Origin of the sequence: Pedobacter insulae (genome assembly GCF_900113525.1) — a bacterium.
Classification (GTDB): Bacteria; Bacteroidota; Bacteroidia; order Sphingobacteriales; family Sphingobacteriaceae; genus Pedobacter; species Pedobacter insulae.
In genome coordinates this window covers 191,036-214,934 of record NZ_FOPP01000001.1, presented here as the reverse complement: position 1 = coordinate 214,934, position 23,899 = coordinate 191,036, and the positions used below count along the sequence as shown (strand labels likewise).

Annotated in this window: 24 protein-coding genes; 10 read left to right on the top strand and 14 right to left on the bottom strand. The window is 38.1% G+C overall.

Annotation, left to right across the window (positions count from 1 at the left end; translation table 11 throughout):
• Positions 1-104: 104 nt before the first annotated feature.
• From typA to BM207_RS00985, 3 genes are all read right to left on the bottom strand, one after another.
• A complete protein-coding gene (gene typA / locus BM207_RS00995) occupies positions 105-1,913 on the bottom strand; it encodes a translational GTPase TypA (protein WP_090991691.1) in 1,809 nt (602 codons plus the stop codon).
• A 124-nt stretch (positions 1,914-2,037) separates the two neighbouring features.
• Positions 2,038-2,820 (bottom strand): ion transporter, encoded by a 783-nt coding sequence (locus tag BM207_RS00990; protein ID WP_090991690.1) that lies wholly within the window; start codon positions 2,818-2,820, stop codon positions 2,038-2,040.
• A 30-nt stretch (positions 2,821-2,850) separates the two neighbouring features.
• Positions 2,851-3,669 carry an alpha/beta hydrolase gene (locus BM207_RS00985; protein ID WP_090991689.1) on the bottom strand — a complete coding sequence of 273 codons (819 nt, stop codon included), beginning with the start codon at positions 3,667-3,669 and terminating at the stop codon, positions 2,851-2,853.
• Between the two features lie 167 nt (positions 3,670-3,836).
• Between BM207_RS00985 and BM207_RS00980 the strand changes: the two genes are divergently transcribed.
• From BM207_RS00980 to BM207_RS00940, 9 genes are all read left to right on the top strand, one after another.
• Entirely contained in the window at positions 3,837-4,541 is a 705-nt protein-coding gene (locus BM207_RS00980; protein ID WP_090992049.1) for an esterase family protein, read from the top strand.
• A gap of 33 nt (positions 4,542-4,574) precedes the next feature.
• Complete coding sequence (locus BM207_RS00975) at positions 4,575-5,597, top strand: ATP-grasp domain-containing protein (RefSeq protein ID WP_090991688.1); 1,023 nt, start codon at positions 4,575-4,577, stop codon at positions 5,595-5,597.
• A gap of 24 nt (positions 5,598-5,621) precedes the next feature.
• Positions 5,622-6,725 carry a carboxylate-amine ligase gene (locus tag BM207_RS00970; protein ID WP_090991687.1) on the top strand — a complete coding sequence of 368 codons (1,104 nt, stop codon included), beginning with the start codon at positions 5,622-5,624 and terminating at the stop codon, positions 6,723-6,725.
• A gap of 3 nt (positions 6,726-6,728) precedes the next feature.
• Positions 6,729-7,544, top strand: coding sequence for a type 1 glutamine amidotransferase (locus BM207_RS00965; RefSeq protein WP_090991686.1), 816 nt, complete (start codon positions 6,729-6,731; stop codon positions 7,542-7,544).
• A 47-nt stretch (positions 7,545-7,591) separates the two neighbouring features.
• Entirely contained in the window at positions 7,592-8,779 is a 1,188-nt protein-coding gene (locus BM207_RS00960; protein ID WP_090991685.1) for a hypothetical protein, read from the top strand.
• A 16-nt stretch (positions 8,780-8,795) separates the two neighbouring features.
• The gene (locus BM207_RS00955; RefSeq protein ID WP_090991684.1) at positions 8,796-8,963 is read left to right on the top strand and encodes a FeoB-associated Cys-rich membrane protein; all 168 of its coding nucleotides are present in this window, start codon (positions 8,796-8,798) and stop codon (positions 8,961-8,963) included.
• Entirely contained in the window at positions 8,963-9,553 is a 591-nt protein-coding gene (locus BM207_RS00950; RefSeq protein ID WP_090991683.1) for a Crp/Fnr family transcriptional regulator, read from the top strand. Before BM207_RS00955 ends, BM207_RS00950 begins: the two co-directional genes overlap by 1 nt.
• A gap of 129 nt (positions 9,554-9,682) precedes the next feature.
• Positions 9,683-10,213: a YceI family protein gene (locus BM207_RS00945; protein ID WP_090991682.1), complete on the top strand. Its 531-nt coding sequence runs from the start codon at positions 9,683-9,685 to the stop codon at positions 10,211-10,213.
• Positions 10,213-11,082: a pirin family protein gene (locus tag BM207_RS00940; RefSeq protein WP_090991681.1), complete on the top strand. Its 870-nt coding sequence runs from the start codon at positions 10,213-10,215 to the stop codon at positions 11,080-11,082. Before BM207_RS00945 ends, BM207_RS00940 begins: the two co-directional genes overlap by 1 nt.
• Here BM207_RS00940 and ispF read toward each other — a convergent pair whose 3' ends face one another.
• Entirely contained in the window at positions 11,083-11,559 is a 477-nt protein-coding gene (ispF, locus tag BM207_RS00935; protein WP_090991680.1) for a 2-C-methyl-D-erythritol 2,4-cyclodiphosphate synthase, read from the bottom strand.
• Positions 11,556-12,737, bottom strand: a complete 1,182-nt coding sequence (gene porV / locus BM207_RS00930; protein ID WP_090991679.1) for a type IX secretion system outer membrane channel protein PorV — start codon at positions 12,735-12,737, stop codon at positions 11,556-11,558. Before porV ends, ispF begins: the two co-directional genes overlap by 4 nt.
• A gap of 264 nt (positions 12,738-13,001) precedes the next feature.
• On the opposite strand from porV, the gene BM207_RS00925 reads away from it, so the two are divergent.
• On the top strand, positions 13,002-14,579 hold the full coding sequence (locus tag BM207_RS00925; RefSeq protein ID WP_090991678.1) for an SUMF1/EgtB/PvdO family nonheme iron enzyme: 1,578 nt from the start codon (positions 13,002-13,004) through the stop codon (positions 14,577-14,579).
• On the opposite strand, the gene BM207_RS00920 is transcribed toward BM207_RS00925, so the two are convergent.
• The 9 genes from BM207_RS00920 to nuoL are packed head-to-tail and all read right to left on the bottom strand — an operon-like array spanning position 14,580 to position 23,898.
• On the bottom strand, positions 14,580-15,077 hold the full coding sequence (locus tag BM207_RS00920; protein WP_090991677.1) for a biotin/lipoyl-containing protein: 498 nt from the start codon (positions 15,075-15,077) through the stop codon (positions 14,580-14,582).
• A 1-nt stretch (position 15,078) separates the two neighbouring features.
• The gene (locus tag BM207_RS00915) at positions 15,079-15,735 is read right to left on the bottom strand and encodes a DUF4159 domain-containing protein (RefSeq protein ID WP_090991676.1); all 657 of its coding nucleotides are present in this window, start codon (positions 15,733-15,735) and stop codon (positions 15,079-15,081) included.
• Complete coding sequence (locus tag BM207_RS00910; protein ID WP_090991675.1) at positions 15,732-16,436, bottom strand: 16S rRNA (uracil(1498)-N(3))-methyltransferase; 705 nt, start codon at positions 16,434-16,436, stop codon at positions 15,732-15,734. Before BM207_RS00910 ends, BM207_RS00915 begins: the two co-directional genes overlap by 4 nt.
• An 11-nt stretch (positions 16,437-16,447) precedes the next feature.
• On the bottom strand, positions 16,448-17,821 hold the full coding sequence (locus BM207_RS00905) for a hemolysin family protein (RefSeq protein WP_090992048.1): 1,374 nt from the start codon (positions 17,819-17,821) through the stop codon (positions 16,448-16,450).
• 29 nt (positions 17,822-17,850) lie between these two features.
• Entirely contained in the window at positions 17,851-18,402 is a 552-nt protein-coding gene (locus BM207_RS00900; protein WP_090991674.1) for an inorganic diphosphatase, read from the bottom strand.
• 3 nt (positions 18,403-18,405) lie between these two features.
• Positions 18,406-19,068 carry a DedA family protein gene (locus BM207_RS00895; RefSeq protein WP_090991673.1) on the bottom strand — a complete coding sequence of 221 codons (663 nt, stop codon included), beginning with the start codon at positions 19,066-19,068 and terminating at the stop codon, positions 18,406-18,408.
• A gap of 46 nt (positions 19,069-19,114) precedes the next feature.
• Complete coding sequence (locus BM207_RS00890; RefSeq protein WP_090991672.1) at positions 19,115-20,488, bottom strand: NADH-quinone oxidoreductase subunit N; 1,374 nt, start codon at positions 20,486-20,488, stop codon at positions 19,115-19,117.
• A 4-nt stretch (positions 20,489-20,492) separates the two neighbouring features.
• Positions 20,493-21,977: a complex I subunit 4 family protein gene (locus tag BM207_RS00885; RefSeq protein WP_090991671.1), complete on the bottom strand. Its 1,485-nt coding sequence runs from the start codon at positions 21,975-21,977 to the stop codon at positions 20,493-20,495.
• A 19-nt stretch (positions 21,978-21,996) separates the two neighbouring features.
• On the bottom strand, positions 21,997-23,898 hold the full coding sequence (nuoL, locus tag BM207_RS00880) for an NADH-quinone oxidoreductase subunit L (protein WP_090991670.1): 1,902 nt from the start codon (positions 23,896-23,898) through the stop codon (positions 21,997-21,999).
• Between the last annotated feature and the right edge of the window lies 1 nt (position 23,899).

Sequence of the window (23,899 nt, the reverse complement as noted above, 5' to 3'; positions counted from 1 at the left end):
TCAAAGATTTTATTGCGATATAATCCTACCGCAGCCGACACAAAAAAGCCTGTAAATTTTCATTTACAGGCTTCCTATTTTTATGCGCTTATAAGCGTATGGTATTATGATTGGAAAATCTTTCCTTTTACTTTACGTTCTTGCTCAGTTAAGAAAATTTTACGTAAACGCATTCCAACCGGCGTAACCTCAATATATTCATCGGCTTGGATATATTCCATTGCTTCTTCTAAAGAGAATTTAATAGCTGGCGCAATACGCGTATTATCGTCGGTACCAGATGCACGCATGTTAGTTAATGCTTTTCCTTTCACAATGTTTATCACTAAATCATTGTCGCGGATATGCTCACCTAAAATTTGTCCCTCATAAATATCTACACCTGGATCAACGAAGAAACGTCCTCTATCTTGTAGCTTATCGATAGAGTAAGCAGTGGTCATTCCCTTATCCATGGAAATCAATACCCCGTTCAATCGGCCTGGAATATTTCCTTTCCAAGGTTCATAAGCTTTGAAGCGGTGTGCCATGATGGCTTCCCCTGCAGTGGCGGTTAACACGTTATTACGTAAACCTATGATACCACGTGCTGGAATTTCGAACTCCAAGTGTTGCAAGTCGCCTTTTGGCTCCATGATTAACAATTCACCTTTACGCTGCGTCACCAATTCAATTACCTTTCCGGCAACCTCAGCAGGAACATCAACGATCAAAGTTTCAATCGGTTCGTGTTTTTTACCATCAATTTCCTTTACAATTACTTGAGGCTGACCCACCTGAAGTTCATAGCCTTCGCGACGCATGGTTTCGATTAATACTGATAAATGGAGGATACCACGACCATATACTAACCACGAATCTGCACCTTCAGTCTCAACAACTTTCAAGGCCAGGTTTTTCTCCATTTCCTTCATTAAACGATCTTTGATACGTTGTGAGGTAACCAATTTACCTTCCTTACCAAAGAATGGTGAGTTGTTAATGGTGAACAACATATTCATCGTTGGTTCGTCAATCTTGATTACTGGTAATTGCTCTGGCGCTTCAAAATCGGCAATTGTATCGCCAATATCAAAACCTTCAATACCTACAACGGCACAAATGTCTCCAGATTTAACTTCAGTCGCTCTAATCTTTCCTAAACCTTCGAATGTATATAATTCTTTAACTCTTGATTTAACTAATTTCCCATCGCGTTTAATCAACGTTACGGGTTGATTTTCCTTAATGCTACCTCTATGTACGCGACCAACAGCGATACGTCCTACAAAAGAGGAATAATCCAATGAAGTAATCTGCATTTGCAGAGTACCATCATTTGTTGGAGCTGGCGGGATAGTCGACACAACTGTATCTAATAAAGCGAAGATATCAGTTGTTGGTTTTTGCCAGTCTGTACTCATCCAGCCTTGTTTAGAAGAACCATAAATTACTGGAAAATCTAATTGGTCTTCTGTTGCTTCCAAATTAAAGAACAACTCGAAGATCTGCTCATACACCTCTTCTGGACGGCAATTTTCTTTATCAACTTTATTTACAACCACAATAGGTTTCAAACCTAGTGATAAGGCTTTCTGCGTTACAAAACGAGTTTGAGGCATTGCACCTTCAAATGCGTCGCATAGTAACAATACACCATCTGCCATTTTCAATACACGCTCTACCTCGCCGCCAAAATCCGCGTGACCAGGGGTGTCAATAATGTTGATTTTCACGTCTTTGTATTGTACTGAAACGTTTTTAGACACAATCGTAATTCCACGCTCGCGCTCTAAATCGTTGTTATCCAATATCAAATCTCCTGTTTGTTCGTTGTCACGAAAAATTGAACAAGAGTGTAAAATTTTATCAACCAATGTAGTTTTACCGTGGTCAACGTGTGCTATAATAGCTATATTTCTAATCTTTTGCATAAAATGCGCCTGTAATTTGGCGCAAAGATAAGGTTTTTTATTGGCTTTTTAAGGGATTTGCCTGCTAATTATATCTTTATTTTTTTGTTAGATTGTGATAGTCAACCGCTTGGATCAGCAAGCTTTAAAATTTAAGCCCACACTGATTGCAATAATTTGCATCATCTGGATTATCGTGATTACATACTTCACATATCTTATCGGCAGACTTATTTTTAGCAAGCTCCACCGTAATGATTCCCGTAGGGACGGCGATAATGGCGTACCCCATGATCATGGCGATAGAGGATAAAAATTTTCCCAGTACAGTTTGTGGCACCACATCTCCAAAACCTACAGTGGTTACGGTAACAATTGCCCAATAAATACTCTGTGGGATACTAGTAAAGCCGTTTTCTCCCCCTTCAATCACATACATTAATGTACCTAATAAAACCATGATAGAGACAACGACCATTAAAAACACCCCAATTTTGTGACTGCTGCCCCTTATAGCCAACAAGAGTTTTTGCGCTTCTCTATTAAATCGAACTAGTTTCAGGATTCTGAACACACGCAACAACCTGAAAATTCGGATAGCTAGTAGGTAGTGGAACCCGAAATCTATTAATTCTAAGTAGCTTGGTAAAATAGACAGCAGATCTATCAAGCCCCAAAAGCTGAGAATATATCGAAAGGGGGTGCGACTGCTCCATATCCGCACTATGTATTCTATGGTGAAAAGGATCGTGATAGTCCATTCGATATAGGAAAAGACGCTCATAAAGCGCACTTGCAAAGAAGGTACGCTTTCTAACATAACAACGATAACGCTGATCAATATGATCCATAATAGGACCACATCAAACAATTTACTTGGCCCCGTATCATGCCCGAAGATTATTCGATTTACTTTATCCCTGATCATACCCAGGTAAATATAAGAAAAGATTTATACCTATAAAATCGTTGTTTTCGTAAAAGCCCATTCTAAAAATTTAGGCATAGCTTTGGCCCAGGTTGGGATATCGTGTTTACCTCCAACCATTTCAAAATAGAAAATATCATTCGGTCTTTGATATCCTTTTTTCATGAGCTCTTTTACGACGTCAATGGTATCATCAATCGAATCGATAATGAAGTTGTGGTTACGGTCTGCCAACTCATCTTCTGTGCCCGTCATTAGCCAAAATTTTAAGGAAGGTTTTCGCTTCGTCTCACGGATCATTTCATGTAAAATGCGATCATCATCGGTATAGCCGTCTTTCAGGTCTTTCTTTCTCCACCAAAAAGAGCCAGAAAACACGCCTACGGCATCAAAATAATTGTCGTTGTTCCATGCAATATCAAAGGCAGTTACCCCCCCTAATGAAAATCCAGCAAAAGCACGTTTACCATTAATCGTTAAATCTACCTCACGTTGTATGTATGGAATGAGTTCTTTAATGACAAAGTCTCCGTATAGATTGGCCTTAAGCCCTCTTTTTTTAAAATCTGGCCGGTTAGCTACCCCATATTCCATTAACCTGCCTTCAGACGCCTGGATTCCAACTACGACTGTTGGTTCAATTTTCCAGGTTTCATACAAATGGCTTAAAGTATCTTCCAAGTCCATCTGCGCTAGATCTTGCCCGTCATTTAGCAGTAGTAAATTAACCCGCTCGTTACCCAATAAGTTATCAGGACTGTAAATTTCGATATCAACAGTACGTTTTAAAAAATCAGATTTTATTTGATGGCTTGTTTTAATAATGGTAGGTAATAACGTTGTATACATTTTATATCGCTTGCTCACTAATCTGGCTCAAAGGTACAAATCTTATCATAAATAGAAAGCTTGCGATGGGAAATGGACTGAACGCCCGAAGGGAACCAATAAAATCGGTTAATTCTTTGGAGTTTGGATTAGATTTTTTATATCTTAAAGCATCTAAATTTATAACTATGAGTGAAGAACTAAAAGAATGGTATAGTCCGAATTTAAGCAGGGATATCAAAACATTAATTTTTGGGCATAGCGGCTATCCTATTGTACTTTTTCCAACAAGCATGGGTAGTTATTTTGAGAATAAAGATTTCAAATTAATCGATTCTGTTCAACATTTCGTTGATAGTGGGAAAGTGAAGATCTATTGTGTGGATAGTATAGATAAGTTTAGTTGGTACAATAAAGAAATTCACCCCGCCGATCGCGTTAAAAATCATATTTGGTATGATAAATTCTTACTGGAAGAGCTTGTACCTCTTGCAAAGAACGAAACGGGACATCAAAAAGTGATTACCGCCGGATGCAGTTTTGGAGGTTATCATGCCGCTAATTTTGCTTTTCGCCACCCTTGGGCAGTAAGCCACTTGTTTAGCATGAGTGGAGCCTTTGATATCACCGGGCAGCTAGATGGCTTTTACAACGACGATACTTTTTTTAACAATCCTGTTGATTTTCTTCCCAATGATATGAACCCTGAACTTTGGCAGATGAAAATTGTGCTGGGAACGGCTGATCATGACATGTGTAAAGGCGATAACGAGAGGCTATCAGGCATATTACATCAAAAAAATATCAACCATTGGTTAGATATTAGACCGAATGCAGACCATGATTGGCCATTATGGCGAAATATGTTTCCAGATTACCTAGCACAACTTTAATCATTAACCCTTAAAACATTTAACAATATACCCATGAAGAAAATAGGAATATTATTTGGACAAGAGCGCTCGTTTCCAGAGGCTGTGATTGCAAGAATTAATGAGAAAGCTGAGAAAGGCATTACTGCTGAGGTAGTAAAAATCGATAAAATATTCCAGAACTCAGCCCTTGATTATGCAGTTATTATTGATCGCATTTCTCAGGACGTACCATTTTATCGTGCATCGTTAAAAAATGCAGCCATCACCGGAACAGCGGTGATTAATAACCCATTTTGGTGGAGCGCGGATGAAAAATTCTTTAACAATGCGCTTGCGGAACAAATTGGTGTACCCGTTCCTAAAACTGCATTAATTCCATCCAGGCAGCATCCTACGGGAACAACGGGTGAATCTTTTTCGAACTTAACGATGCCTTTAGATTGGGATTCTATTTTTGAATATACAGGCTTTCCTGCTTATATGAAACCTTTTGATGGCGGAGGATGGAAAGACGTTTATAAATTGCATGATAAAGAGGATTTTTTCGACAAGCATAGTGGAACCGGGCAATTGGTAATGCTATTACAAGAAGAAATCATTTTTGAAGAATATTTTAGATGCTATTGTATTGGGGGAAAATATGTTCGTATTATGCAGTACGAACCTCGAAACCCACATCATTTACGCTATGAAGTCGGCAAATCGCCATCTAGCGAGAAATTATTGAAAACAATTGAAGAATACACCCTGAAACTGTGTAATTATTTAGGTTACGATTTTAATACCGTGGAATTTGCGGTAAGAGATGGAGTGCCTATTGCGATTGATTTCTGTAATCCTGCCCCAGATGCAGATTTAAAAAGCGTAGGTCCGGAAAATTTCGAATGGGTAGTAGAAACTACTGCCAATTATGCTATTGAAAGGGCGAAAGCTCAAAAAACTGGTCAGGATAATTTAACCTGGGGTAAATATATAAAGGCTTCGGCTGCTGGCTTGCCACTAACAGAAAAAACATTACTTAAAAAACCAAAAGCTACGCCAAAGATTAAAAAAGCAACAACACCAAAAAAATAATTACGCTTTACATAATGTACGAAGATGATAAATGAATTTACCCTCGGTATTGAAGAGGAATATATGGTTGTTGACCCTGTAACCCGGGAGTTAACTTCGCATGATCAGAAAATAGTGGAATCAGCACAGAAAATTCACAAAGATCAGGTGAAGGCAGAAATGCACCAAGCGGTTGTAGAAGTTGGAACTGGTATTTGTCATAATACCGAGCAGGCGAGAAAGGAAATTTCGCAGTTGCGCTATACTGTTTCACAGTTGGCAGGTGAGCAAGGCTTAAGAATCGGCGCGGCTGGAACCCATCCCTTTTCACACTGGGAAAAACAATTAATTACCGAACATCCTCGTTACAGTGAAATAGTGAACGAACTTCAGGAAGCAGCCAGATCCAACTTGATTTTTGGCTTACATGTACATGTAGGTTTCCAATCGCGCGAGCTGGCTATCCACATTGCTAATCAAGTACGGTATTTTTTACCCCATGTTTTTGCCCTTTCAACGAATTCGCCCTTTTGGGAAAGCCGCAATACCGGCTATAAATCATTTCGGACAAAGATTTTTGATAAATTTCCACGAACCGGCATTCCTGATATTTTTAATAGCATTGAAGACTATGACAATTATGTAAAATTGCTCATTAAAACAAATTGCATGGATAATGCCAAAAAAATATGGTGGGATATTAGAGTGCATCCATTTTTTGACACGGTAGAATTTCGGATTTGCGATTGCCCTATGCTAATTGATGAAACAATGGCATTCACAGCATTATTTCAAGCTTTATGTGCAAAACTATATAAGTTACGTTTGCAAAATATGGAATTCATTAGCTATTCGAGGGCATTGATTAATGAAAACAAATGGCGCGCTGCCCGTTACGGTATTGATGGGAATTTAATTGATTTCGGTAAAGAAATGGAGGTAAATTGTCGCAATTTAATTTTGGAACTTTTAGATTTTGTAGATGATGTAGTAGATGATCTGGGGAGTAGAAACGACATTAATTATGTTCATAAGATTTTGCAAAATGGTACTGGTGCCGACCGTCAGCTTGCAGTTTACGAGAAAACTGGTAGCTTTGAATCGGTTGTAGACTACATTACAACCCAAACATTAATAGGAGCAGGGTAATAAATGAGCGAGCAAAAAAATATCAAGGTAGCTGTGATAGACATGAACAATGGCAGCCCTAATCAAGGAATGAGGGGGATAAAGGAAATTTTACAAAAATACCCGCTCGACTTAACTTATGATATTTTTGATATTAGACAAAAAGGCGAAGTGCCAGGTTTAGATTACGATATTTTTATTTCAAGTGGCGGACCTGGTAGTCCATTTGATGGGGTAGACTCAAAATGGGAGCATGATTTTTTTAATTTGTTAACTGAAATTGAAAACTTTAATGCGCATAATGAGGTTAAAAAATATGCTTTTTTAATCTGCCATTCTTTTCAGTTAGCTTGTCGCAAGTATGGTTTAGGTAAAGTCACCAAACGGAAATCGAATGCTTTTGGCATTTTCCCTATCAGTTTAACGGAAGATGGTGAACAGGAAACTATTTTCAAGGGTCTTCCAAATCCTTTTTATTCGGTAGATAGTAGAGATTGGCAGGTTATCCAGCCTAAATTGCATAATTTTACTGAGAGGGGGGCGAAAATTTTAGCGATTGAAAAAGAACGCCCGCATGTTGCACTAGAGCGCTGTGTAATGGCTATTCGTTTTTCCGACCAGATAATTGGAACCCAGTTTCATCCGGAAGCAGACCCTATTGGAATGAAAATGTATTTACTCCAGGATGAAAAAAAAGCTGCCATTATTAAAAACCATGGAAGTGACAAATATCTGGATATGCTAAATAGTTTGGACGACCTTAGCCGGATCACTTTAACACAAAGTGTAATCCTACCTAATTTCCTGGATCAAGCTATTCACACTTTACAGGAAGTTTAATATATACAACCTCTTTAGCGCAAAGGAGTGCGAAGAAACTCAAAGATATGATTCAAAAATACCGTCAGTCTTTTAACGCCAATTTTACTGATGAGCTATATCATCAGCTCACACAGTATTTGGAAGAGGGATATCCACCTATTCCATTTAGGGTGGCCGAAACCCCCGTTTTTATCCCAACAGCTCTAAAAGAAAAATTAATTACGGCCGGCAACGAAATTATTGCCTTGATCAAACAGCACAACTTTAAAGAGCTTACGCAAAATGCTATCCCTAGCCAATGGAATGTTAAAAATGAAACAGGAAATCCTCACTTTTTAACTTTCGATTATGGCTTATGCAAAGATGGAGACGGAGAAGTTATTCCCATGTTAATCGAGATGCAGGGATTCCCTTCGTTATATGGATTTCAGTCTCATTTAGCTCATGCTTTTAAAAAAGTTTACAGCCTTGATGATCAACTGACCCCCTATTTTGGGGACCTGAATGAAACAAGCTATTTTGAATTATTGAGGAAAGTGATTGTAGGCAGCCACCAACCTCATGAAGTGGCCTTAATGGATGTAGATGCCCCAAACCAAAAAACGGCGATTGACTTTTTCGTAACCGCCAAAAAATTAGGTATCAAAGTTTTAGCTTTATCAGCGATTAAAAAAGAAGGGGAACAGCTTTTTTATGAAGAAAATGGTGAGAAAGTGCAACTTAAGCGCATTTACAATCGCCTTATTTTTGATGAGATTGGAGATGACACAAAAATATTTGACTTGAGCTTCGACCCTCGCAGCGAGCTAGATATTGAGTGGGTTACCCATCCGAATTGGTTTTACCGCATTAGCAAATACACAATGCCTTTTTTAAAAAGCAAGTTTGTACCAGAAACACATTTTTTAAATACTTTAACCTATATACCATCCGACTTAGAAAACTATGTATTAAAGCCTTTGTTCAGTTTTGCGGGTATGGGTGTAATTATCGATGTAACAGCGACGGATATTAATGAAATTAAAGACCCTGAGAATTGGATATTGCAGCGCAAAGTAACTTATGAACCTGTTATTCAAGCACCAGATGCAGGTGTAAAAGCAGAAATCAGGATGATGTATCTTTGGCCAGATGGTGAAGAACCTCAATTATGTATTAATTTAGCGCGGTTAAGTAGGGGTAAAATGATTGGTGTTCGTTATAATGCTGATTTTGATTGGGTAGGTGGAACAGTTGGGTTAATGGATAAATAAATTGTAAATTTGCGGCATGGATATCCAGTTCATCTTAGTCATTATTATTTTTATTGCAGCACTATACTATGTTGGCAGTATAATTTATCGTGCTGTTTCCCCGAAAAAGGAGGGTTGTGGTACTGGTTGTGCTAAATGTGCCGCGAACTTTGAAAATATTCCAATCGCTAAAAATAATGACTAATGCTCGACAGATTTGCCGCCTATCTTAAAAACAGATTAGCCATTTCGGAAGAGCAGGCTATGGAGGCAGTAAGCTGCCTAAAAACCAAATCCATTAAAAAAGGGCAAATTTTGTTAAATGCCGGCGATACAAAATCCGAGGCCTATTTTATTAATAGCGGATTACTACGGTATTATTCCATCGATGAGAAAGGCAAGGAACATATTATTCAGTTCGCACCTGAAGATTGGATGTTATCCGATAGGGACACATCAGTTTTCAATGAGCCCGCTGAGTTTTATATTGATGCCATAGAAGATACTGAAGTAGTTATCATAAAAAAAGATTTTTTCCCCGCCATCAAACATATTGTCCCAGAAATATTAGAACTTAATATTTTGATGTTGCACAACTCTATCCGTTTTTCGCAAAAAAGGTTAAATATGTTATTAAGTGCAACAGCCGAAGCCAGGTATTTGGATTTTATTAAATTATACCCCAACCTTACATTACGTGTACCGCAGTGGATGATAGCTTCTTATTTAGGGATCACCCCAGAATCGTTAAGCCGCGTCCGTAAAGATCTCGCCAAGAAAAATTTTAGAATTTAAAGATTTTATTGCCTTTCTTACCTACCACTACCCCTACGTTTAAGTTAATTAGTTATCATACATCAACGTACAGGGAAAACTCTTGCCATAACTTTGTGTTATTAAATAACAACCTATAAACATATAATTATGGCAACTACAAAATGGACATTAGATCCAACACACAGCGAATTGCAATTTAAAGTAAAACATCTAATGATTACTACAGTAACTGGTAGTTTAAAATCTTTCACTGCCGAACTTTCTTCTGAAGGTGATGACTTTACGAATGCGGATATTTCTTTTAGCAGCGATATAAGTTCTATTGATACAGGTAATACTGATCGTGATAACCACTTAAAAAGCGCTGACTTCTTTGATGCCGAAAAATTCCCGACGATGAGCTTTAAATCAACTTCCGTGGAAAAAGATGGCGATGATTATATCGTAAAAGGAGATTTAACCATAAAAGAAACCACTAAACCAGTGAAATTAACTGCAGAGTTCGGCGGTATCGCTACAGATCCATGGGGGAATACAAAGGCAGGGTTTACCTTAAGTGGAAAAATTAACCGTACTGACTTTGGCTTAACCTGGAATGCTGCTTTAGAGACAGGTGGTGTAATGGTAAGTGAGGAAGTTAAAATTTTAGGTGAATTACAGTTTGTAAAAGGCGCTTAATGAAAATAAAACAAGTTTCAGCGGTTTTAAACCCACCTGCACCTCACATGGTTGGTGATGGTTTTAGGGTGCACAATTTTTTCCCGAATGGTTATAAGCTGAAAATGAGCCCTTTCTTTTTACTTGATTATAACGCCGAAATTGAATTTTCGGCGCGCATGAAGCCCCGAGGGGTAGGTGTTCATCCGCACCGAGGATTTGAAACCGTTACCATTGCCTACAAGGGTGCCGTTGCCCATCACGATAGTGCTGGAAATAGTGGAGTTATTTATCCGGGTGATGTGCAATGGATGACAGCGGCTCGTGGTATTTTGCATAAAGAGTATCATGAAGAAGAATTCAGCAAAACTGGCGGATTATTTCAAATGGTTCAGCTTTGGGTTAATTTACCTGCAAAAGACAAAATGAGCAACCCAAAATATCAAGGAATAAAAAAAGATGAAATACCTAAAGTTACCCTAGCAGCTGGCGCAGGCGAAGTTGATATAATTGCAGGAAATTTCGATCAGGTTAAAGGCATCGTTAGTACCTTTACGCCAATTGAACTCTATAATACACGGTTAAATAAGGGTGGGAAAGCAATATTTAATTTCCCATCTCATTTTAACACTGCGTTTATTGTAATTGCAGGTGAGGTTCGGCTTAATGAATCTTCTCTGGTTAAAACTAATCAGCTAGCCCACTTTAAAAATGAAGGAGAGGTTATTGAAGTTGAAGCCCTATCAGACAGTTTAGTATTAATGCTAAGTGGTGAACCCATAAATGAACCTATTGCGCAATATGGCCCATTTTTAATGAACCGGCCAGAGGAAATACAGCAGGCAATAGCAGACTATAATGAGGGCAAGTTCGGGTACCTTGAAGAATAATTACTTTTGGATTAAACATACCGCATAAGCAACCACTCCTTCTTCTCTCCCAATAAAACCCATGGTTTCGTTAGTCGTTGCTTTAATCGAAATATCGTCGACAGACATAGCCATCGCTTCGGCAATATTTTGCTGCATTTGAGGGATATGGGGATTAATTTTCGGCGCTTCTAAACAAAGCATAGCATCAACGTTATTAACCTCCCAACCCTTTTCACGAAGCAATTTCATAGTTTCTTTTAACAGCACAATGCTACTAATACCCTTCCACTGAGGGTCTGTATTCTTAAAATGGAAACCAATATCCCGTAAATTAGCAGCCCCTAAAAGCGCGTCACATATGGCGTGCAATAACACATCGGCATCAGAGTGTCCAAATGCTCCTTTATGATGTGCTAAGTTTACACCCCCTATCATAAAAGGATGATGATCTTTTAACTGGTGAACATCAAAACCAAAACCTACCTTAATTTTCATTTAATATTCCCAAAGTTAAATAATAAACTAAATCTCAAAGTGTTCGCTAAAGGACTCTTCTGAGGATTTGCGACTAGATACGCAAAGTCTATATTAAAGATGTTGTATTTTAAGCCAGCACCAAGTGTAAAATACCTTTTATTACCCTTTTCCGGAGCTTCATAAAAATAGCCTGCCCTTAAAGCAAATTGTTGGTTATACCAATACTCTGCTCCCAATGCGATGTTTACTTCTTTAACTTCTTCGCTAAAGCCCCCTGGGGCATCAGTAAATGAACCAAATATACCTCCAGGAACAGAACGATCTGGATCTTTACCCGCGATAATTTTTCCATCCGTATCTCTAATGGGCTCAGTAGGTACAAGCAGTTTATTAAAATCCAGCGCAAAAGTAAACTGGTTATAATCATCAATAATAAAGGTTGAGGCTGCGCCCAGTTTCAAATTTGTAGGTAGAAAGAGTTTACTTCCCCCTTCAACATAGCTCACCTTCGTTCCAATATTAGCGATATTTGCGCCTAGCGAAAATATCGCATCTTTATTAAAGATTATGGTAGGTTTTTTATAGTATGCAGATACATCTGCGGCAAAAGCCTTCCCTGGTTTAGTTTGTTGTCCTGCCGAAAAATTTCCTAAAGTTAGGTCGGAGTATACAAATCTAAATGTCGTTCCCAACGAAAATTCTTCTCCAAAACGACGGGCATAAGTCGCATCAAATGCAAATTCATTCGGGTTATAAATCCCCATATCTTGCTGACTCTCGTCGGTTAATTGAATTTGCCCTAATGAAAAGTATCTCAACGAACTACCAATTGTACTAACGTCATCTAATTTATAAAATCCACTGATATAGGCTAAATTAATATCTGGAACCAATGTTTTTAACCAGGGACTGTAGGAGGCAGAAAACCCATATGGGCGTTCTAAAAATGCTAACTTCGAAGGGTTGATTGCCATCGCATTGGCATCTGGAAGGACTGCCACCCCTGCATCCCCCATCCCCCCGGCTCTTGCATCAGGTGTAATTAACAAAAAAGGTACTGCTGTAGGTACATTATTAGCCTGACTTCCGTTAGTTTGTGTACCCACGGGTACTTTCTGCGCATACGACTTACTGCTACAAAAAATAACTAAAGGAAGCATACAGATCGCTGTCAGGCTAAAGTACTTTGAATTCATTTATAAGTTAATCAGAATAGGATGTTGTTGATGTGGTGTTCATTTGAGTATAAATGTATAAAACATTATTCACTTATCCCATCAAATTAACAAAACCAGATTAGGGCTTATGGACTAAATTAAATCCTCTTTTTAAATTATAATTATTTTTGGCAAATAGTGCTTTTTTTATGTAATTTTAACTTTATTGCGTGACACGATTACTGCGTCTGTTTTCGCTTTAATGGGCTCCAATTGCTTTATTAGCATAAAATGACAAAACCGATGAAACGAATTTTATACTTCTCTCTGACCTTTATATTTGTTTTGGCTGTATTTTCTTCTTGTAAGAACAGGAAAAACAGTGCTGAAACATCAAACAAAACAGGTTATGCTTATAATAATAAAGATAACGGTGGCTTTGCAGTAGCTAGTAAGTTTAAACGGGGCGTTGGTCAGGGCTTGATGGAGATAGAAGGTGGTCAATTCATAATGGGGGGTAGTGGTATAGACATTCCTGGTCAGGAGCTGAGTAATTACAACTATAAAAGAGAAGTGACGGTTAGTTCATTTTACATGGATGAGACTGAGGTATCTAACACCAACTGGTTAGAATATTTGAACTGGATTAGAAGAACTTATCCAACCGATCAGCAATATTATTATGAGGAACTTCCGGACACCTTAGTTTGGAGAAGCCCTTTGTCATTTAATGAACCATTTGTAAACAATTACCTCCGACATCCGGCCTACAAGGACTATCCGGTTGTGGGTGTTAGTGCTTTACAAGCAGAAAGATATTGTGCCTGGAGAACCGACATGGTGAATGAGAAATTATTAAGAGATCAAGGCTATATGAATTCTTTTGCTGCTGTTAATGGCACTGCAACTGGAAGTAATGCCCTTGCGACTCCCATTAATAGAGATAAGCCATTTAATACAGAACTGTATTTAAATGGTCAAATTGATGATAAAGGACCAAATGCCAAGACAGATTTAAATCCGGCGGCAACTGCGGGAACTTCTTCAACTGGTGGTGGTGCTCCTCGGGCAACTAGAAATGTGCGCTTAGAAGATGGAGTGATCTTACAGCCTTATCGCCTGCCAACGGAAGCAGAATGGGAATATGCAGCACTGGGCTTAATCGGCAATACGCAAGATCAGAATATCGACAGTAAAAAAATATATCCCTGGAACGGCTTGGGTATTACTTCTGCAAAGAAAAGAACAAGAGGTGAAATCTTAGCCAACTTTAAGAGAAGTAAAGGCGATTTCATGGGAGTAGGTGGTTCATTAAATGATAGAGCCGCTTTTACTGAAAATGTAATTAGCTACTTGCCAAATGATTTCGGCTTATATAACATGGCTGGCAACGTAAATGAATGGGTAGCCGACGTGTATCGTGCCGCTACATTTGAACAGGCAGACGCTTTAAATCCTTTTAGAGGTAATCAATTCGTTAACAAAGACAGAGACCCTGCAACAGGAGCCTTAAAGGCTGATAAGTATGGTAAGCCGATTATGGTTAAAGCCAACGCTGGCAAAAAACAAACTTGGGCTGAACTTAATGCCGTAAAAACAGATTCAGTTGCTAAAACTGGAGGAGACTCTTATAATCCTGATCAAAGAGGATACCGTGACGAGGAAAGCCCGCTATACGGCATCACTACACTGGTAAACAATAAGTCGCGAGTTTACAAAGGAGGCTCATGGAACGATCAGGCTCAATGGCTGAATCCTGCTACTCGTCGACACATGCAGGAAGATGATTCGTCGGCCGATGTAGGTTTTAGATGCGCTATGACCATGCTAGGTTCTTCAGCCATCAAACCAGGAAAAGGCGGGTTTAAAACGGGCAGATAACTAAAAATTAATTAAGACCTGATTTTTCTCAACCTTATCACCCTGCTTAATGGCTATTTTTTTAATGAGTCCGTCGGTAGGCGATTTGATCATATTTTCCATCTTCATTGCTTCCAGTACTAAAAGATTATCTCCTTTTTTTACTTCATCACCTTCGGAAACTAGCACATTTAACACCAGGCCTGGCATTGGAGCTTTAATTTGCTGTACTTTGTTGACAGCCAAACTATCCATCCCTAATTGTTTTAATAATTGGTCAAACTCATCTTCTATCTCAACCTTGTAAATAGTGCCATTTACTTTAACAGCCGCTGTTTTTTCGGTCTTATCAAATGCAACGATCTCAATGGTATAAGACCTGTTTTGGTAAATAATGTGCTTACTTTTCACGCCAAGGTCTATACTATCCATTATTACCGGTTCATCATTCACTAAAATTGTCGAATGATCAGCCTTAATGGCAAATCCATATTGCTCGTTTACTTTTACGTTGTACATCTTATTGAGTTAATGCATATTGAACAAGGTTTGCGCCCATTTTAAGCGCTTTATTCCTGCTTTCTTGCGTATCTGTAGGATAGGTTCCAAAGTCTTCCCAGCCATTGCCTAAATCGCATTCATAGGTGTAATAGCACACCACTCTGCCTTTCCATATCAGTGCTAAACCTTGCGGGCGTTTACCATCATGCTCGTGTATTTTTGGCAAACCATTTGGAAATTTAAACTTCTGATTATAAATTTTATGATTTGAGGGAAGTTCAACGAAACTAAGTTCCGGAAATACCTTTTTCATTTGAGGTCTGATAAACTTATCTAACCCGTAATTATCATCAATGTGCAGAAAACCACCTCCCATTAAATATTTCCGAAGATTGGTTGCTTCTAAATCACTAAAGATAACATTACCGTGCCCAGTTAAATAAACAAACGGATAGTTATATAATTCTGCACTCCCAACCTCAACAATACTTTCATCAGCAAAAAAATTGGTAGCGATATTTTTATTGCAAAATGCTATTAGATTTGGCAATGCGGTTCTATTCCCATACCAATCACCTCCTCCACTATATTTTAGCTTAGCCATTTTGTAAGTAGGCGCTGTAAAGCTTGTTAAGAAGCTCAAAGCTAAAAGACCAAAGAAAGTGTGCTTACTCATCGATTAATATAATTGATTTCAAAGCATGCATATAAAGCAGCGGTTTCTGTCCGTAAACGGGTGTTACCTAAAGTTACGGGATTAAAGCCGTTTTCCAAAGCATTCGCTAACTCTGCCGGACTAAAATCACCCTCGGGACCAATTAATATCAAATACGATTGATGTGGTGTGACGAGTTTATCGATAGATTGCTTAGCGGCATCTGCCATACAATGCGCAATTAAACGCGCTCCAATAAAATCTTGGTTTAAAAATTCGCTGAACGTGATAGCGGGATTTAATTTGGGATGATAGGCCGTCATTGATTGCTTAACGGCTGAAGTAATTACTTTATCTAAGCGCTCCTCCTTAACTATTCTGCGTTCAGATCTATCGCAAATAATTGGTGTTACTTCATCGATACCGATCTCAGTTGCTTTTTCTAAAAACCATTCTAGTCGGTCGATATTCTTGGTTGGGGCGATGGCAATATGCAAATGATGATTTCTCTTACCAAAATCCGACTGCTTGTGGACAATTTTAAGTTGCACATTTTTTTTATTGATAGCACTTATCTCAGCTTCAAACAACCCTCCCTTTCCATCAATTAAGTGCACGTGATCACCCAAACTTAATCGAAGCACCTTACTGCAGTGCCTGCTTTCTTCTTCGCTTAACGTAAAGACATCCGAATCTAAGTCTGGCGTATAAAAAATATGCATTAGCTACAGATTTAATGCGTGTCGACCATGTCGCTTTTGCGGATCACCAATTCTAGCTTAATGGTTTCTATATTCTGCTCTGTTTTTTTCAAAATAGTGAATAAATAGCCATAACACTCTTCACTGTCCCCAACTTCCGGTATTTTACCAAACGCATGGGATACTAATCCACCAATCGTATCAAAATCCTCATCTTCCGGTAAATCATGAGGTAAATGCTCGTTCACATCGTAAACCGTAGCATAAGCGTTGATGACAAATTCCGTATCTGATATCTTTTCCACCGTTGGCTTCTCCTCATCATATTCGTCTTGAATTTCACCGACAATTTCTTCTACTATATCTTCCAAGGTCACCATTCCCGCCGTGCCTCCAAACTCATCGATAACAATGGCAATCTGAATGCGTTTTTGCTGCAATTCGCTTAGCAAATCGTTAATCTTCTTTGTTTCAGGAACAAAATAAGGCTTTCTGATGATATCAGCTAATGCCCATTGCACATTGCCTGCTAACAAGGGCAAAATATCTTTTGCATGCACAATCCCAATTATTTTGTCGATAATATCATCATAAACCGGTAGCCTAGAATATCCTTCTCCAATGATTTTCTGGACAACCTCATCTTTCGGCGTATCTAGTTCTATTCCAGAAATTTTTGTTCTTGGAACCATAATATTCTTCACTACACGCTCATTGAAATCGAACACGTTCTTTATTAATTCGTGTTCGTTATCTTCTAATGCACCGCTTTCTTTACCCTGATCTAACAGATATTGAAGCTCTTCATTGCTATGTAATGATTCGTGTCCACCCGCAGTATTTATTCCAAAAGGTCTTAAAATTATAGCTGCTAAGCTATTCAGCGCCCATATAAATGGTCGGAATACTACATAGAAAACTTGTAATGGAAAGGAAACGAATAAAGTTGTAGCCACTGGCCGTTGTATAGCTAATGATTTTGGGGCGAGCTCACCAAATACAATGTGCATAATCGTTATCACAGAAAAAGCAACGATTGTAGATGCCGAATGAATAAAGGCTTCACTAACCTTTAGGTTAAAACCTAAAAACATATTCTGAAATATTGTATGCATCACATCTTCACCAACCCAACCCAAACCTAGTGAGGCTAGCGTAATTCCAAGTTGCGTTGCGGCTAAATATCCATCTAAATTATGGACAATTCCTTTCGCCATTTTACCAACCCGGCTACCCGTTTTGGCTTTGATTTCAATTTGGGATGCTCTAACCTTAACAATAGCAAACTCTGCTGCTACAAAAAAACCATTTAGAATAACCAAAAACAATGCTAGTAATATTCTCCAGCCAACTGATTCGGTTTGTGGGTCTTGAGGCACTACTGCCAAAAAAACAAACGAACTCATGATATATGTAGAAACTGAGCTAAAAATCATTAAGAATTATTTCTAAATTTTTTATTGTAAAGCTCTATGCTTTCTTGAATAACCTTATGTGCATAGCGAACACCTAACAGATGTTCTATTGTAACTTTCTTCTCTTCTAAAGCCTTATAATCTTGAAAAAATTTCACTATTTCCTTCATGGTATGTGGAGGAAGTTCCGGCAAATCATTGATATAGTTGACAGACATGTCATTTTTGGCAACCGCAATGATTTTGTCATCCTGTTCGCCGTTATCAACCATGTGCATTACGCCAATTACCTTTGCTTCAATGATCGTCATGGGATATACATCAACAGAGCAAAGCACCAATATATCTAAGGGATCGTTATCATCACAATACGTTTGCGGAATAAAACCATAGTTTGCCGGATACATTACCGATGAAAACAAAACCCGATCTAATTTGATAAGATTTGATTCCTTATCGATTTCATATTTCGCCTTCGAACCCTTTGGAATTTCTATAATGGCATTTACAGTTTGAGGTAAGTTACTACCTGGAGATACACTGTGCCACGGATGATGATCGTCTTTACTCATGTGCTATTGATTGCTGTCTATTTCATCCTCAGCCCCTATTTTTACGACCCTCTTCTTTACAAAAGTAATGATGAGGGGAATAGTGGTGATGACGATGAAACCTATTATTATATAAACTAAATATTCTTCTATTTGTTGGGCAAATCTTCTACCTAAAAAATATCCTAGCAAAGTTAAGGAAGCTATCCATAAAATTGCACCTAGAACGTTATAAAGTGCAAATTTTTTAATGTCTAACTTCACAACTCCTGCAAATATAGGAGCAAAAGTTCTTACAATCGGCACAAATCTTCCCATAATTAATGCAAAAGCTCCCTGTTTACGGTAATATTTCTCGGCAGCTATTAGATATTTCTTTTTGAAAAAGAATGTCTCTTTCCTATTATAGAGCACCGGACCAGTTTTACGACCGAACCAATAACCAGTAAAATTCCCAGCAACCGCCGCAATAAATAGTCCTATAATTAATACATAAATATTTACATCTAGTTTGCCCGTTGCAACAAACATTCCTGCTAAGAACAAGAGATAATCGCCTGGCAGAAAGAAACCAAAAAACAAACCTGTTTCGGCAAAAATTACAAATACAACAACGTAAAAACCACCCTCTCTTAGTAATTTTTCGGGGTCAATAAAATGCTGTAATGAATTCCAGAATTCTTGCATAGTTCAATTATTCGTAAAACTACAAATAATAATCTATATCATTAGGTTATATCAAATTTAAAATAAGTGAAGGATAAACCCCTAATAACAAGGTAACTATTGCTGATAAAATCAACACAATTTTATAAAGGAATGAAGGATTTAAAACGATGTCTTGTCCGTCTATGAACCAAACAGCAACAATTACTTTAAAATAGTAATAGAACCCAATTAATGCATTTAAAATAGCTATGATAACTAAAATAGTCTGATAGTCTTCCATCACATTTAAAAACATCAGGTATTTACCAACAAAGCCCGCTGTTAATGGAATACCCGCTAGTGATAACATTGCTACGGTAAGTACTATCGCTGCTAAAGGATTTCTTTTGCCTAGGCCATTAAAGCTATCAATTTGATCGCTGCCAGTTTTTTGTTTTACGAGAATTAATACCCCGAAAGCAATGATACTGGCAAAGGTATAAGCCGTTGCGTACACCAACACATTACTAGCCGAGTTAACTGTTAATACCACTAAAGAAAATAGTAAGTACCCCGCATGAGAGATACTGGAATAGGCCAGCATCCTTTTGAAATTCTTCTGAAATAATGCTGTAATATTTCCCACACATAAAGTAACTACTACGATAACTACTAAAGCAGGAGCCCAAAAATCATGTAAAGGTTCAAAAGCACCTGCAAATAATCTTAAAAATGCTGCAAAACCGGCAGTTTTTACTATGGTCGACATAAAAGTCATGATCAGCGTTGGAGAACCCTCATAAACGTCTGGAACCCAAAAATGAAATGGCGCAGCACCAACTTTAAAACACAGCCCAATCATAATCAGGATTACACCAGGATAAAATAAAGGAGAAACCGAATGCACATTGTTAACGAGATATTGTTGAATAACCGTTAAGTCGAATGAACCTGTTGCACCATATACTAAAGTAATACCAAACAACAGGAAGCCTGTAGAAAAAGCACCCATTAGAAAATACTTCAAGGATGCCTCGTTTGATGCAAAATTCAACTTCCTAATACCTGCAAGAATATACAAACTTACAGACATAATTTCGACCCCGATAAAAAGCATCGACATATTTTGATAGGAAACCATCATCATGATTCCCGTTAAGGCAAATAGGATGAGGGTGAAATATTCTGCTACGTTATCACTTCCTTCAGCAAAGTAACGGTCGGTCAAGAGAAAAATAAAGAAAGTTCCAAGAATTGAAAGTGCCGAGAATGCTAAGGCAAAATTATCTACTCTCATCATGGTATAGTAAGTGGTTGGATTGTTCCATGAATATGCAACAAAACCTAAGGCAACAAGCAATCCTGTGAGTGTTAAGGGTAATAAAGCTTTTCTTGCCTTAAACAAGCCAGCGTAAAGCACTAAAAAGGCTGTTATAGCGATGGTTATAATAATGTTCATCTGTTTAGTTTAACCCTGTTAATTTTTGATTTACTTGTTCCAATAAATGTTGTACCGATGCTTCTGATAACTGTAATACTGCTTTAGGATAAACCCCCATCACAATAATCAAAACACAGATAGTATAAAGCACAATCTTTTCTGTTCCCTTAATATCGGTAAAGGTAATTGTTAAATCGTTGGTAGTCCCCAACATTACTTTTTGATACATTCTAAACATGTAAACAGCTCCAAGAATGATTGTTAGACCAGCAATTGCTCCCATCCATGCGTTGTAGTTATAGACACTAAATAGTAATAAGAATTCACCAATAAAGCCGTTTGTTCCCGGTAAGGCTACTGTGCCCAAAACAATAATCAGAAAGGTAATAGCTAATTGAGGTGCAACTTTTGCCAAGCCTCCTAATTCTTCAATCTTATTGGTATGAAGGCGCGATGAGATAATATCCAATACGAAGAATAAGCCTACCACATTGATACCGTGACTTAACATTTGAACCATCACTCCTTGAAGGCCTTGTATACCCCCACTACCTAAACTATAAGAAGCAAATATGCCTGCGGCGATCAAACCTACGTGAGCGATAGAAGAATAAGCCACTAATCTTTTTGCATCCTTTTGGGTGAAAGCAATAACCGAGGCATAAATAATACCGATGATCGATAAAATCATTGCAAGGTAAGCCCAGTCTTGAACCCCTTGAGGTACCACAGGTAATAGCCATCTAATTACTCCATAAATACCCATTTTTAACATGATACCCGATAACAACATTGTGCCGGGTGCTGGAGCTGCCGTATAAGTATCAGGCTGCCAAGTGTGGAATGGAAATATTGGCATTTTAATAGCAAAAGCAATAAAAAATGCCCAAAATACCCAGCCTTGTTGATGGCTATCCAAGTTTAACGCATAAAATGCATTGATATCGAAATTATTTGCTGGATTTTGAAGGTACAAATAAATAATGCCCAATAACATGAAAAGAGATCCTGCAATGGTATATACAAAAAACTTCATGTTTATTTTAATCCTGTCTTTTCCGCCCCACATGGCACAGATAAAGTAGATCGGAATTAGCGCTGCTTCCCACCCAATGTAGAATAAAAAACCATCTAATGCCGTAAAAACTAAAAGCAAACCGCTTTGCATAAATAAAATCAGCGCATAAAAAGCGTTAGCGTTTTTATAGACATGCTTAAAAGTAGATAAGACAATTAAAGGCACCAGTATATTGGTTAAGATAATCGTAATGATGCTGATCCCGTCTATACCGGCATGGAAATTAATTCCTAATTGCTGTATCCATGGGTAGTTTACCACGAACTGCATACTTGCGTCGGGTGTAAATTTGCATAAGACACTAATAGTTGCTGCTAGCGTAAGGATAGAAAATGCTAACGCAATCGTCTTAGATGCATTTTGCTTTGCAATAGCAGCGGTAATAAGGGCGCCAACTAATGGGAGAAATATGAGTATTAAAAGTTCCATTTATATATGTTGAACCGAATTAAGCGATAGATAAATAAGTATACAATAACAGCGCGACGATACCGAATACCATCATAAAAATATAAAAACCAACATTACCCGACTGCAGTAACCGTAATCCCTTACTGCCTTCATTGGCTGTCCAGCCTAAACCATTTACTAAACCATCAATTAATTTCTTATCGATTATACGATAGAAAAATCCAGAAAAGGCATCTAAAGGTTTTCTTATGATCATATCATAAATCTCATCCAGGTAAAACTTATTGTAAGAAATTTTAGCCAGGATAGAACGTTTACCTTCATCTGCAACTGGTACATGTGCATTTTTTACATACTTCGTATAGGCGTAAACTGTTGCCGACAAAGCAGCTAATACAGACACGCCCATTAAAGCAAATTCTGTTGTATGATCCAAGCTTAACTCATGCTGCGCAATTCCTGCTCCAGCTAACCAATGGCCTAACCATGCGTTTCCACCAAAAACATGAGGAATATTAATCAAGCCGCCAATTGCGGCTAAAATCGCTAACACGATCAGCGGGAAAGTCATGGTCTTAGGACTTTCATGAATATGACTTTCAGCATGATGTGTTCCACGATATTTTCCGAAGAAAGTTAGATACATCATTCTGAACATGTAAAAAGCTGTTAAGAATGCGGTAAATAGACCGATGGCCCATAATACTTTATGGTTTTCAAAAGCATGGGCTAAAATCTCGTCTTTAGAGAAGAAGCCTGAAAATGGTGGTAAACCTGCAATTGCAATCGTACCAATCATCATCGTAGCAAAAGTAATTTTGAGTTTGGATTTTAATCCGCCCATGTGACGCATATCTTGTTCGTGGTGCATTGCATGAATAACGGAACCCGCACCTAAAAACAGTAATGCTTTAAAGAACGCGTGCGTTATTACGTGGAAGAATGATCCAGTATAAGCTCCAACTCCTAGGCCCAAAAACATATAGCCAAGTTGAGACACAGTTGAATAGGCTAATACTTTTTTAATATCTGTTTGTGTTAAGGCAATGATTGCTGCGATTAAAGCTGTAGCAGTACCGATGATGGCAATTACATCCTGCGTATGAGGAGCTAGATCAAATAAAATACTTGAACGTGCGATCATGTAAATACCTGCGGTAACCATCGTTGCGGCATGTATTAAGGCCGAGACTGGGGTAGGGCCCGCCATCGCATCAGGTAGCCAGGTAAATAGTGGAAGCTGTGCGGATTTACCACAAGCGCCGACAAAAAGCAATAAAGTTATAAAAGTAATTGTTGCTGTGCCCGGCATCATGCCTGCTGCCTGTGGGAATACCTTTGCAAATTCTACACTACCGAATGTCATAAATATTAAAAACACCCCTAAAAGGAAACCTAAGTCTCCAATTCTATTCATTACAAAAGCCTTTTTAGCTGCACTCGCATAATTGCCATTGGTATACCAAAAGCCAATTAACAGGTAGGAGCATAAACCTACGCCTTCCCAACCAATAAACATTACAATATAGTTTGATCCTAGAACCAAAATCAACATGAAGAAAATGAATAGGTTCAAGTAGCTGAAAAATTTACCAAAACCAGCATCCTCGTGCATATAGCCAATTGAATAAATGTGTATCAGGAAACCTACACCAGTAATGATCAATAACATGATCGAACTCAGCGGATCATATAGGAATGAAAGAGGTATATGCAAATTACCAGCACTGATCCAGTCGAAAAGGTCAACCGTAAATTGCTTCTCAGAACCAGCGCCTAATTCAAAAAACATGGCAATGCTTAAGGTAAAAGAAGCTAAAATAACACCGCTACCAATTATACCAATTAGGCTCTTGCTTAATGTATTTCTGCCTAAGCCATTAATTACAAAGCCTAAAAGCGGAAGTAAGGGAATTAACCAAAGTAAACTATTTATCATC